The 12,054-nt window shown below is 57.4% G+C and carries 13 protein-coding genes; 7 read left to right on the forward strand and 6 right to left on the reverse strand.

Annotation, left to right across the window (positions count from 1 at the left end; all coding sequences use genetic code 11):
• The first annotated feature begins 95 nt into the window (after nucleotides 1-95).
• Nucleotides 96-311, forward strand: a complete 216-nt coding sequence (locus AC1DW2_RS42395) for a hypothetical protein (protein ID WP_477009058.1) — start codon at nucleotides 96-98, stop codon at nucleotides 309-311.
• A gap of 277 nt (nucleotides 312-588) precedes the next feature.
• On the opposite strand, the gene AC1DW2_RS42400 is transcribed toward AC1DW2_RS42395, so the two are convergent.
• On the reverse strand, nucleotides 589-1,029 hold the full coding sequence (locus AC1DW2_RS42400; protein ID WP_477009059.1) for a hypothetical protein: 441 nt from the start codon (nucleotides 1,027-1,029) through the stop codon (nucleotides 589-591).
• Nucleotide 1,030: 1 nt separating this feature from the next.
• Between AC1DW2_RS42400 and AC1DW2_RS42405 the strand changes: the two genes are divergently transcribed.
• Nucleotides 1,031-1,186, forward strand: a complete 156-nt coding sequence (locus AC1DW2_RS42405; protein WP_477009060.1) for a hypothetical protein — start codon at nucleotides 1,031-1,033, stop codon at nucleotides 1,184-1,186.
• Nucleotides 1,187-1,584: 398 nt separating this feature from the next.
• Here the strand turns inward: AC1DW2_RS42405 and AC1DW2_RS42410 are convergent, their stop codons facing one another.
• Both AC1DW2_RS42410 and AC1DW2_RS42415 read right to left on the reverse strand, forming a co-directional pair.
• A complete protein-coding gene (locus AC1DW2_RS42410; RefSeq protein ID WP_326904368.1) occupies nucleotides 1,585-1,842 on the reverse strand; it encodes a DUF4242 domain-containing protein in 258 nt (85 codons plus the stop codon).
• Nucleotides 1,843-1,868: 26 nt separating this feature from the next.
• A complete protein-coding gene (locus AC1DW2_RS42415; RefSeq protein WP_477009061.1) occupies nucleotides 1,869-5,417 on the reverse strand; it encodes an AAA family ATPase in 3,549 nt (1,182 codons plus the stop codon).
• Between the two features lie 1,208 nt (nucleotides 5,418-6,625).
• Between AC1DW2_RS42415 and AC1DW2_RS42420 the strand changes: the two genes are divergently transcribed.
• From AC1DW2_RS42420 to AC1DW2_RS42430, 3 genes are all read left to right on the forward strand, one after another.
• Entirely contained in the window at nucleotides 6,626-7,489 is an 864-nt protein-coding gene (locus AC1DW2_RS42420) for a hypothetical protein (protein ID WP_477009062.1), read from the forward strand.
• A gap of 451 nt (nucleotides 7,490-7,940) precedes the next feature.
• A complete protein-coding gene (locus tag AC1DW2_RS42425; RefSeq protein WP_477009063.1) occupies nucleotides 7,941-8,576 on the forward strand; it encodes a hypothetical protein in 636 nt (211 codons plus the stop codon).
• A 257-nt stretch (nucleotides 8,577-8,833) separates the two neighbouring features.
• The gene (locus AC1DW2_RS42430; protein ID WP_477009064.1) at nucleotides 8,834-9,142 is read left to right on the forward strand and encodes a hypothetical protein; all 309 of its coding nucleotides are present in this window, start codon (nucleotides 8,834-8,836) and stop codon (nucleotides 9,140-9,142) included.
• On the opposite strand, the gene AC1DW2_RS42435 is transcribed toward AC1DW2_RS42430, so the two are convergent.
• On the reverse strand, nucleotides 9,139-9,753 hold the full coding sequence (locus AC1DW2_RS42435; RefSeq protein ID WP_477009065.1) for a hypothetical protein: 615 nt from the start codon (nucleotides 9,751-9,753) through the stop codon (nucleotides 9,139-9,141). The genes AC1DW2_RS42430 and AC1DW2_RS42435 overlap by 4 nt on opposite strands.
• 73 nt (nucleotides 9,754-9,826) lie before the next feature.
• Nucleotides 9,827-10,060 (reverse strand): DUF6894 family protein, encoded by a 234-nt coding sequence (locus AC1DW2_RS42440; RefSeq protein ID WP_477009066.1) that lies wholly within the window; start codon nucleotides 10,058-10,060, stop codon nucleotides 9,827-9,829.
• Nucleotides 10,061-10,631: 571 nt separating this feature from the next.
• Between AC1DW2_RS42440 and AC1DW2_RS42445 the strand changes: the two genes are divergently transcribed.
• Together AC1DW2_RS42445 and AC1DW2_RS42450 are read left to right on the forward strand one after the other, a co-directional pair.
• On the forward strand, nucleotides 10,632-10,955 hold the full coding sequence (locus AC1DW2_RS42445; protein ID WP_477009067.1) for a hypothetical protein: 324 nt from the start codon (nucleotides 10,632-10,634) through the stop codon (nucleotides 10,953-10,955).
• A 72-nt stretch (nucleotides 10,956-11,027) separates the two neighbouring features.
• Entirely contained in the window at nucleotides 11,028-11,207 is a 180-nt protein-coding gene (locus AC1DW2_RS42450) for a hypothetical protein (protein WP_477009068.1), read from the forward strand.
• A 345-nt stretch (nucleotides 11,208-11,552) separates the two neighbouring features.
• Here the strand turns inward: AC1DW2_RS42450 and AC1DW2_RS42455 are convergent, their stop codons facing one another.
• Nucleotides 11,553-11,756, reverse strand: coding sequence for a cold-shock protein (locus AC1DW2_RS42455; RefSeq protein WP_477009069.1), 204 nt, complete (start codon nucleotides 11,754-11,756; stop codon nucleotides 11,553-11,555).
• Between the last annotated feature and the right edge of the window lie 298 nt (nucleotides 11,757-12,054).

A 12,054-nucleotide genomic window follows, 5' to 3' on the forward strand; every position in this document is an offset into this window, starting at 1 on the left:
TCCCAACAGATTGAACCTTACCGCCGCCGGGCCAATTTAAGCCCGGCGCCGTACTTGTCCCGGCTCGCCGCAGCCACCACTAGGATGAGGCACTGATGTCTGACGACGACGCACTCAAGCAGGAAACGGGCGCTCTTCAACAGATGACAGAGGCTGAACGTAAACTTTTGGTCGGCCTCGAAGAGTTCATCAAGGGCAAGGTCGCGCTAGGCGTCCCCAGAGAGCGCGCCTACGCCATAGTTGCGGAGATAGTCCCGTACGTTCGAGAAGTCAGAGCACGCGAGTTACGCCGCACGTTTAGGGTCGTCTAAGGCGTCCCGGGAGCGGATAGGCCCGGCGGCGTGCACCAGCAGGCCCTGAAACCTTCCTTGGTTTCGTGCGTAGGACCTATATCCGAGGTTTTTGTTAGTTCCCATCTCGGGGCTGGAAATGAACACCGCCGCCGGGACATGTATTGGAGCCCGGCGGCGTATTTCTGTTTCCTTCACCTCCTGGCATGAGCCGTCAGTCGCCCCGGTCACGCTTCCTGCGCGTTCAGCGCCGCCTCTGCCCTGCTCGAATCCGGCTCCTACGCCCTGCTCTGCTCGATCACTCCTGGATGCCAGCGCCCGTGAAGGCGGCGAAGGTGTCGCGCAGCCAAGCGCGGACGTAGCCGACCAGGATTCGCGACTCCGCCGTCTCGATGAAGCTGCCGAACGCCAGGCCCTGCCGCTGCACCTCGGTGCAGGCGCGCTCGCCAGCACCGACGTCCAGTTCACAGAGAGTTTCGAGATCGACGGGCGCGAGATGTTTGCCCATGCCCGCAAGGTCGTGCTCGAAGGCGTCGTATCCAAGGTGTGCGACAGCGTGTACCCGGTCGGCCGCAGCAATATTTGGGTCAAGAAAACCTGTGCCCAGCGCGAGACGCTTACCATCGCCGTTCGGCGTCGATGAGGGCAAGTGGGACGGCATGTATCTCGGTCGTCGCAAGGCGAGGATCTGGTTTTTGCCGTCAAGGTCGACCACGGCTTTGAAGACATCGGCCGCCAAGTTGTGCGAGAAGCTTCGACCGCTCGTCCGCAAGACACCGCCCTATGCCAAGCGGATCGCGCACTGGGGCATCTGGGTCGAGCCGAAGCTGCTTGCCGAGATCGAGCATCGCGCCAAGTCCGCCGATCCGTTCTTCAAAGGTCTGGAGGAGCTTTGATGCTCTCATGTCGGCGGACGAGCCGACCGTCTATCTGCTCGCCAACGACTTTGGACACGCTGGGCCAAATCTCTTTCGCCGCGGCACCCGGACCGTGGCTTACGACCGTGGAAGAGCTGAGGATTTGGCCGATCAATTGCCATATCCCTTTGCGCGTGCGGAAGAATGCGGCCGGGGTGCGAAGGAGTGGATATCCTCTGAGTCTCGATAATTGGCGATTACCGGCGCTGAGTCTGCTTTGCACAAGAAGGCCGGCGACATTGGCCACGTCGCCTTATGACCGAGCGGCATATTTGAGCCCTGAACCATCCGCCCTCGCCGGCATATGCGCTCAGGGAGAACGGCCGACTAGCCACATCTGACGGTTCAAGCCCTTTACTTTTGTCTCGCATCCGCCTTTACACAAACATTGCTGGCGTTATCTCATCCACTTGGATGATCACGTCGGCCGGAATATCATTGCGGCGCGCCGCCTTTCTGATTGCCTCCGCACTCTCAGCTTCATAAAGACAATAAGTCTTGCGCTTGTCGGCGCTAAGAAAGGTCAACAGCCACTTTACGCCTTCCTCATCGTTGATGCGGTTAACTGCATCTGCTCCTTCCTTTGTCATCTCGAGTTTTTCGGCGAAATTTCGCTCGATCATGAAACGTGGCATATGCATCTCCTTTGTCCGATGTGACCTCAGTGCCGTTGCTCCCGAATCCTATCCATCAAGGCTGTCATCTTCAGGCGGCATGCCGTCGTCCAAGATTCATTCAACAGGACTTCGGCTCGCTCGAGGTCGCCACGCCGGCTACGACGGCGCAGCATGCGCGCGAACCGGTGCTGTGTGTGTGCGAGCCAAGGGTATGCCTGCATGCCGCGATCCATTCGGATCGCCTCTTCGAAGTGCTGTTCAGCTCTATCCCAGTCAGTTAGAACTTCGGCCAACTCTCCGAGAAAGCGGCCGGCTGACCCGTAGCATACAGTCACGACCCCCGCCGTAACTGTCATGTGGCGATAAGGCTCAAGCAGATCATAGAGAGCATGTGCACTGACCGCATCACCGAGTGCTGCACATACATCCGCCAGATAAGAGAGGGTAGTGCTGCGCACCGCATCCATTGGAAGCGCGAAGCCGGTGTCCCTCAACTCATCCAGGAGCTCTTGTGCCTGCGGCTTGAATCCGAGTTCAGCTGCTATGACCGCAAATCCGGGCTTCCAGGCGTTGAGGTTGCCTTTGTCTATGAAATGTCTGACGATCGGGGCGACTTCCGAAAGACGGCCCTGCTCGCGCCGGATCGTGAACATTTGCATTCCATAGACGCCCTCGACGCTCTCACCATATCTCCGGCGACCGAGCTCATAGGCACTTTCAGCAAACCTTTCCGCGGCTGCAAAGTCGCCATTCAATAACGCCAGCATCGCATGTCCGTGTTGTCCGACCCACTGCTGATGCGTCATTTGCTGACCATTGGTCAGCGAGCAGAACGTGTCCAGAGCTCCTATCATTCCCTCGCGGTCGCCGAATTCGGCAGAATAATAAATGCGAGTTGCAAGAGCACGGGTACGGAAGTCTGCGTCGTTAAGCCGCTCTGCGATGCCCAGCAATTCGCCCACGCGCTTTAGCAAGTTTTTGGACTGCTTGCCGGAAAGGGCAGCCGGGACCAGAAGCGGATTGAACAGAGCCTCGCAGAGTGTGCGATCGTCACCGATACGACGTGCAATTTCGATAGCTTTGGAATTGGATGCATCTGCACGCTCAAGATCACCGTTCATGTAGAACGCTCTGCCGAGTGCGCTCAATATTTGGCAATGCTGCCGAGTGTCTTTATCTTCGATCGCGGGCAGTGCTTCGAGCAAAAGGTTGATCGAAGAATCGCGCGGATCATGAGAATAGAAATGGGCTTGCGCAAATCCAATTGCGGAACTGGCGAGCGCTTCGGGCTCGTCAATAGCTCTTGCTACGCGGGCGGATTCACCGAACGTGGCAGACGCCTGTTGCAGGTCGCCGGCGGCTATCTGCGCCCAGCCCAACGCAATCTTTGTCTCCAGGATAGTATCTTCGCGACCTTGCAAGTCCGGTAGATTCTGGGCAATTGCCAAGACTTTCTCGTAATGATCGATGGCTTCGTAATTCGCCGAGCGCGTGATCGCCCGCTCGCCCGCAAGTCGCCAGAACGGAAGGGCCAACTCTGCTAAATTGGCTTCGGAAAAGTGCTGCGCAATCAGCTCGGGCTGCGTCTCCGCTATTTCTCGGCACTCGGTCAGAGCGCGCGCGATCGCAGCGTGATAATGTTGTCTCTTACTCATAAGCAGAGATTGGTACGCCGCATCCTGAATTAGGGCATGCCTGAAGACGAACGCATCTTCGGATGAACCTGACCTCAGAAGGAGGTGCGCGGTCATGAGTTCGGCGATGGCGGCATCAAGCTCCGCGGATGAAACCCGGCAAACACGACTGAGCAGATCAAGGCTGAATTCACGGCCGATAACGGAGGCGGTTTGCGCGGTCTCCCTTGCAGTCGGCTCACATCGATCAAGCCGCGCTAAGAGTGAACCCTGAAGTGTTGCTGGCAACGCCATCTTGATCCCACACTCGTTGGCCTCTCGTTCGGCAAGAAAGCGGGCCATCTCCTCGATGAACAGCGGGATTCCGTCGGCTCGATCAACGATTTCCTTGACCAGTTGAGCGCTGGATCTAAATCCGACGATATTTCGTACCATGTCGGCAACGAGGGGCTGCGTCAGGGCCCCGATAGAAAGGGACAGCACGTGACCGTAGGCGCGAGGCCATTCAAATTTCCAGCCTGGCCGATGCGTCACGAGCAACATGACAGGTGCTCGACTGATCGGCGCTAATAGCGCGTCGAGTAACTCGGTCGTGGTCGGGTCGATCCAGTGGGCATCCTCAACAACGAGCAGCAGAGTGACGCGCCTGGCCCGGTGCACGAAGTGCTCGACCAGGGTCTGCAAGATGAGACTCTTCCTTTGCTGCGGCGCGAGTTCAAGCTCGCCATAGCGATCATGGTAGTCAAGTGAAAGGAGCTCGGCATAGACGACGCCCACGGCACCGCTATCGATGCCAAGGCCGGCAAGCATGCGCTCGAGCTTGTCGAGACGATGCTCGTTGTGATCTTCAGGCCGAAAGGCCGCCACTCGCGACAGGTTCTGAACAATCGGGAATAGAGCACTGTTGCTATGGTATGGTGAGCACTGAAGACGGATGACCTCGTGAGGCGTTGAACCGAGTGTTTCAGTGAAGACCTGGACGAGCCGCGACTTGCCGATGCCGGCGTCTCCCGACAGCAGGACTGCCTGTCCTTTCGCCTCACGCGCGAGATCCCAGCTTTTGAAGAGGAGCGCGAGTTCGCTTACGCGACCGACGAACGGTGACAGCTCTCCCGCATGGGCGGCGTGGAAGCGGCTCTCGACCTCACGCTCCGACGTGACGAGGTGCGCCCTCGTGCCCGTGCCGAATCCTTTGAGGGATATCTCACCGAGATCCTCTGTAATGAAGGCGTTGCCGATCAATCGTCTGGTCGATTCCGCGATGACGAGTTGATTCGGTTGAGCGATCGCCTGCAGTCTCGCTGCAAGATTCGGTGGCTCGCCCGCCACCGCGCCCTCCTCTCGAACGAAGCCGGCGAACAGGTCCCCTACAACAACTTGTCCTGTGGCGATGCCCACACGCGCCTTAAGCTCGGCGTCTTTGGTTTCAAGCATTTGCACGGCGACCAAAGCCTCGAGCCCGGCTCGAACTGCACGCTCGCCATGATCCTCATAGGCGCGTGGCCATCCGAAATACGCCATGATGCCGTCGCCCATATAGCGAGCGACGTAGCCTCCGTAACGGATGACAGTCTTGGCGACCCGATCTTGGTAACCACGAAGTACCTCCCGGAGATCCTCGGGATCGAGCCGCCGTGATAATTCGGTGGACCCTGCCAAATCGCAGAATAGGACGCTCAGGAGGCGCCGCTCCGGTGGTCGCTCCGAGCAAGCGAGATGCTGTTCAGGTGGAAGCTTTGGGCTCGTAGGAATGGTGCTTATTGGCGGCCAAGTTGTCCCGAAGGTGCCCGATGCCGCAGCTATCAGGATTTTGCGGTGTCCAAGAGACACTCCTAACTCGCGAAGATCCGCTTCGGTGAGGTGCGGCAGCACACTCATATCGATGTCGTTGGCGACGAAGGCGCCGGAATATTGCTCAAGGCCAAGCGTTCGTAGCCACGTATGAACGTCGTTGCTCATAGGCTTCCCGTCGCGTCTTCACTCCCCGCTTTTGTATTTGTTGTTTGGTTTAGCACCGCCGCAGTCGAGAATGAGCGGCGTTGCGATGCAGCTTATCCGAAATAATTCAAGGCTTTACTTATGCGCGTGATCTACGCGGGACCGAGCAACTATAGCATATCTCGCCGACGCCGGAGTACTCAATCATGCCTTCAGGATCTGTAGTCGGACCGCATAAACCCATATTGGAAGTCGTTTTCCCGTGCGGAGCGGAAGGGTTGTCACGTGCCAAATTCGACGTTTTTACATAGGGTTAGGTTGCCCATTGCCCGCGCTCATTTAGACCAGCCCATCGGAGGTTACGGTCTGAAAATTGCTCATGGCTAGTGGGCCTGAGTTGACCGGGCTTATTGCGCCGGCGATCGACGCTCCATCGGGTCTTGTGCAGCTGCTTGCGGCTGGAATTGGCCTGCCGGAGATGTCCACCATCTCTCGAATGTCCGCTCCACGCCGAGAGCCGACAAGCTCACGATAATCGAACGAAAGCTTTCAGCCAATTATTGCGAATTGACGGATCGCGAAGTGCCCCGCCCCTTCGCGCCCGCTCGCAGCGGCGGCCCAATCTGTAGTTTGTCACCGTAGCTACTCACGCGAACCTCGAGCTGCCTGCCGAAAATTGCAGAGTACGCAATGGTTTGGTCTTTCCCGTTTGGAGGAGCGGTGATCACCCCCTCATGCCGGGTATCGAAATCACCGACGAGTGCCGCGCCCTGATCTGAAGAAAAATGACCGACGACCTACGAACCGACAAAGCCGCGCGGGCCCCACGGCCCCTCCCCAGCTTCGACCCTCAAATAACAAAAGGCGGTCGCTGGTTTGTCGCTGTGACAACCGGTGTTGGTCCGACTTCCCACGTTGGGGACTTCGCTACGGAAGCGGAGGCAATGACTGGATTTCGACAAGGTCGAAATATTGGCCGGCAAACCGATCTAAGGATGCCTACAAAAAACTACGCCGCTGGGCTCGAAATACGACGTCCCGGCGGCGCTCTATTGCTGGCCCCTGAAATCCCCAGCGGGGGCGCTATAGCAGCCATCGCGGCGCACAAGTGTGAACTGGTTCACAATTGGTGCCCGTAAGATCACGGCGCCTTGGACCGCCTCACCAAGAAGTAGAGTTGCCGCGTGCGCTTCGTTCGCCCTATGGTGGCGCCCGGCTGGGGAATTTCAATGGGACTCGTGACTGAATCGAATCGCGTTAAGGCATTTCGCCTCAGAATCGCAAAAGACATTCCGAAGTTTCCGAACGATAGGGCTTCGCTCCAGGCACTCCAATCTAAGTCGCTCAGAGCACTGCTCATCGATTATGGAAACTGGAAGATTAGGTACATCGCGCCGCGTGCGCGCGCTGTCGTGATTGAGCCTACCGCTACGGCCGATCCCAGGTGGCAGACGCTAGCTCCCGAAGTTCAGTTGCTACTTGAGAAAGTGAGGAACGGAGTAGATCTCACCCCTCACCTGTCCCTTCAGCCGAACACCCGTGGCTTTACGCCGTCCGCTGCCGAGCCAGGCCCAGACGTTGATCGCTGGGCCGACAAAGATATGTTGCTAAACGTGATGCGCTACCATCACCTGCACTTCGACGCCGCTCCCGGCAATGGCATGCGATCCGACGATGTACTTTTCGCGCACGTGACTCGGAACGAGTTTACGGTCGTCGGAATCTTCAATCATACCGTGTTCAAGCAAACCGAACCGAATGCAAATATCACCGCTGAACGAGATCGTCTGTGGGAGATTTTCGACGAACGATCGTCAAGGGGACACACTCCCGGATCGGTCATCGTACCGACTTTGATCACCCTGTCCGGCCACAATCTCGAATTTGTGCGGGCCGCGACTGACTACGTGCGAGTCGTGGCTGAAATCGATCCGCACCTGGACGATCCCAGCTACGTTTGCGGCCTTTACGAACAAGCTGGCGTTCCCCTTCCCAAGAGACCGAAAGTGGAGTGGTATCTGCATTTCCTTGATCTTGGTCTGCTGGACAAGAACATGGGCGCATTCTTCTGTCTGAGAAATGGTCCAAATTAGCGGGAGCGCGCTACCCCTCTTCCTCCGGCCCCATTCCAGAAGTGAAATAGTGCCACCGCCAAGGAGCAAGTGGGAGGACTAAAGCGTAGTTCGCGCCCCCAACGCCCAACCAAAGACTAGTTGCCCCCTCGGCTCTGCTCGCCCTATGGTGGCGGCGGGGCTGGGGACACTTCATGAAGATGTTTTTCGCGGCGCTCGCACCGCCTCTGGCGTGTGTGGCAATTCGGCTAGCGCGGCCCGCGCCACCGGGAAGCGCCAGTCGGTGTTGGTTCGCCTGCAGCCGGACGACTTGTCCGCCCTCGACGCTTGGGCCGCGAAGCAATACGAGCCCCACACACAAGGCCGGAAGCTATCCGCACGCTGGTGCGGCTGGCGCTGAAGGGGAAGACGAAGTGAATCACGTCAGCCCGTTCTCGCGGCAACAAGCTGATCAAGGACGGCGGTTTGACCTATGGCTCAATTGACAAAGCTCGATGTTGCCCGACACCAACTGGGAACGGCACTCGATCTCTTTATCAGGGATAAAGATCCAATAGCCGTACAATGCCTGGCCTGCGGTGGCAGCGAGCTGATCGATAAGATAGCAACCGCGGCTGATATACCGACAATGTCAACGCACATGTTGGAAACCGCTCCAACCCTGGATATTGCAAAGCTGCGCCGGCTGCAGCGGCAGTATTGGAACGCCTTCAAACATATGAACGATCGAGACGGAAATGCGCGCGAGGACGCGGAGACGCTCGCTGCTTTCGATGATACGAAAAATGACGCCGCACTCTTTGTTGGTTGGTGGGACTATTATGCGGTGACAAACAAGCTTCCTATGTCTGTCCAGGTTTTCCAGATTTGGTGGTACGCTTTAAACGAGACGAAGCTGGCGGACGATGCCGATCTTGACACCATTAGGAAAGCCTTCCCCGGAATTGTGTCATGCGATCGAACTGAGAGAAAGCGGCGACTTAGGCGAGCGGTAGAGAAATATCGCAACAACGCGGAGACCCTCGCCGACCCGCGAACAGAGAAAAATCCTCTCTGTTTTCCCGCGAACGTTTTCGTCCGGGCCGATGACAGTGCCCAGTCCGTCTGATCCTCTATCGCAAGCGCTTCACCCTAACTGGCTTGAATCCGCGAGCCATCGTACTGTGAGCGACGACCATCAATATGCAGACAATCTATAACTTGCCTCCGCAGTGGATCCGAGACTTATCCGACGAGGTCGCCTACCTCCGCGGCAGATTTCTAACAAGTTATGCTCAATGCGAGTTTCTACTCGCCGACCTGTCCGTGAGAATTGATAGTCGATTTCGTTACGCTCTCGACAAAAGGATCAACGCGACGAAAATCATGGCCGAGACTGACGGCCCTCTGAATCAATACTCCGACGAGCTACTACCACTGTTGGAGCATTTGCCGACGTACAGCGAGCGCCGTCATTGGCTGGCGCATGGATTCCTTGAACTCATTCACGACAAGAAGCAAAACCATCTCGTAAAAATCCGACGCTACATTCAAGAGAAAGACGACCGGCTTCAGATCGCCGTTTGGGAATTTACTGTCCAGGCTCTTCGAGACGACGTTGCAGCAATCACCATCTACGGCTCGACATTCGTGGGACTGTGGCAGCGCATCTATTCGGAATGCGGCCTAAGTTAGCGTCTCTCAGATCCGTCAGGTAACCCAACTTCGACATTGAAGTTTTCGCCTTCTTCGCGAAGCCGGATTCCATGCAGGGGCGTGACGAACATCTGTTGATGAGCGGAATTGCCAAAGACTTGAAATCCGCCACTCCTCAAAAAGGCAAATATCTCGGTGGCGAGCATGTGCGCCTCTTGGCTCCCCATGCTCGACCAAACGACGACACGCTTATTTCGAGGTACTGCATTGAGCAGATCCGATTTGAGGTTGTCGCTCATTACCCGCTGCATGCGGGCGTTGACGTGGACGTTTTGCGCGGTGATGCCGCCTGACTGATTGTGCGATGTTACGTAGACATTTCCAGTAGGCTTCGCTGAATCATCGCTCACAATCTGACCTTCCTTTGGTGGCATGCCTCTAAGCAGCCTAAGCCCAAACAAGCCAAGCACGAAGGCGACCAGTGAGAAAAGAACAACCGGTATGTAGCCCCACTGCGTGAGATAGGCCCAAGCGCCGACTACAGCCGCCAGCACAGCACCCCCAATGTATGGCCAAACCTGCTTGATGATATCGAGGGTCGCCGAAAGTGCCTTTGCAACTGAGGTATAAGTATCGATTCTTGAGGGCATGCCCGAGTGTACACGGTGGTAGCAGCACGAATCAATATCGCCCCAGTCATCCCACCATCCTACACCAAGCCCCTCACCTCCACCGCTTCCGCCCGCCCCTAAGTCCCCGCCGCTCGATCTCTGCACCGGAGTCGTTTACCACGACTACGACCGTGCCCGCATCACGGTCGCAATCGGGATCGCTGGCGATATCCAAAGCGATGCGGGCGCCGTGTTGGACCGCTAGCTCAGCAGAGCCAAATAGCTCTCCAACCTGGTCCGCCTGTGTCTCGCCGTTGTGGAAGATCGGGAAGTAGTAACATCGCATAGCCGCAGCCCTCGTCCTTCAGCGGCGATCATGCGCCCACATCGGGACGGGCCGCACCTGTCAAAAACGACAGGGTCCGTGCGGCAGCGGCGCTAGCAAACGGGCTCGCGTCATCACCTCACGCCTCCTCCGCGCCTCTCCTTGCGGCCTCACCGGCCTCCCCGCCCGATCCTCCCGCCAACGGTGCACCACACGTTGAGTCACGCCATCCGCGGTCACCGTCGTCAGCACAGCATGAACGCCGATGTAATATTTGCCATCGCTGGCCGGTCGCCGCCGCTGAATCTCCAGCATATGGAGGAGATCAGTCTCCGCGTCGCGCTTATCGCGATCCACGCCAATTTGCCATCCCGCGGTCAGTAGATCTTCAACCGGCGGCGTCGGCATAGCCGCGATTGCTAGCGGACTCTGCTGGCTGGAACCTGCAGCGAGCGAAAAAATTGACTCGTCAGGGAGGTTCCGATGACACAGAAAAATCGGACGCCACGTGGGTCGAGCACAATGGATCCCGTTACTGGTTCCGGCGCTGGCCAAGTTCCGACGAAACCGCACGACTCCGGCAGTCAGGCGAATGAAACTGTCGATGACCTGGACGCTCAAACCGAAGCGTTGCGGCACGCGGCAGAAGATGCGCCATCTGCTGCAGCACCTGACGACGAAGAAAAAGTGCCGGTCTTTGACCGGGCTGGTGCTGCGCCGAAAATCTGAGCGAGAAGACTGCCATGCACTGGCGCAAAGTGCCGAGCAGAACGAGCGGCAAGGTCTTCGATGTCGTGGTCTTGGCGTCTACCGCCTTAGTCGCCGTTTCGATTGTCTTGCTGGTTCTGCATTTTCCCGCGTGTCAGCCGAAATAGATAGAACTAGCTGTTCGTTGTCGGCCATTAAATCTCCGTAAGTGCGCAGAGCGTTTGTTGCGCAGCACGCGCCATGTTGTTAGACCGCGCCTTCAACATTGAAGGAGCGCCGAGTGGCCAAGAAGAACAAAGTAGTTCGCCGCGAGTGGACCAAGACCGATATTCGGGACTTGAAGGCGCACTCCAAGGCGCGGACGCCTGTCGTAAAAATAGCCAAGATGACCAAGCGAACCGAGGGAGCGCTACGTCAGAAGGCTATCGTGTTGGGGATCGGCCTGGGGCATCAGCGGTAAATTGACGCTGGCTTCGTTGAGGGAGCCGCCAAATTTCGATATTGTTTTAACGCTCGCATCTGCGCCGATCAGGTGCAGACTACTGCGTCCGTCAAGGCAGCCGGAGCTTTCGCGGCCTTGGGGTTGAGGGCTCGCCTTCGCCAGCCCCGGCGAGTCCCACCTCGGTCAGCGAAGGTGACGCATTTAATTGTCCCAATGTGTGACATCGACGACATTGCGCCCCGGCACCCGCGCTGTAGGCTTCATCTCGCCGGGGCTGGACTCCATACTTACCTATTCATTTTACCCGGTTCGCCGCAGTGGTTAGCCGCTGCGGCCTTTTGATTGAAAAGCACGTCGGGCGCATCACCCGATTCGTAGATTTTCCGCCGACTCTTTGCCGCGATTTGAAACGACGTCGAAGCTAACCTTAGCTCCCTCTGCGAGCGAGGTGAAACCAGCCTTCTCGACTGCCGAGATGTGAACAAAGACGTCCTTGCCGCCCGCATCTGGTTGAATGAACCCGTACCCCTTCGTCGGATTGAACCACTTCACTGTCCCCATTGCCACTTAACTTCTCCATTTTTCAAAAACGAAAACTAGTGCCTGAATCTCGACAAAAGAAAGGCTGGTCGCAACCGCGCTCATGCGCCGGAAGTACGCGAGCCGAGGATGTCGTTTTACGTCGTGTGAACCTCTTCACATGGGTATGACATCAGGACGGTTAATCTCCAGTCGCTGGCGAGAGGTTTCAGTTACAGCGGGAGGCGGCCGTGGCAGCAGACACAAAGGCGGACGACTGGTTTATTGCTGCGCACGTGCTGAGGGTACGCACGTCGTCGGGCACCGCATCGATATCGTTTAAGAT

Source organism: Bradyrhizobium sp. P3_C3, from assembly GCF_056402655.1.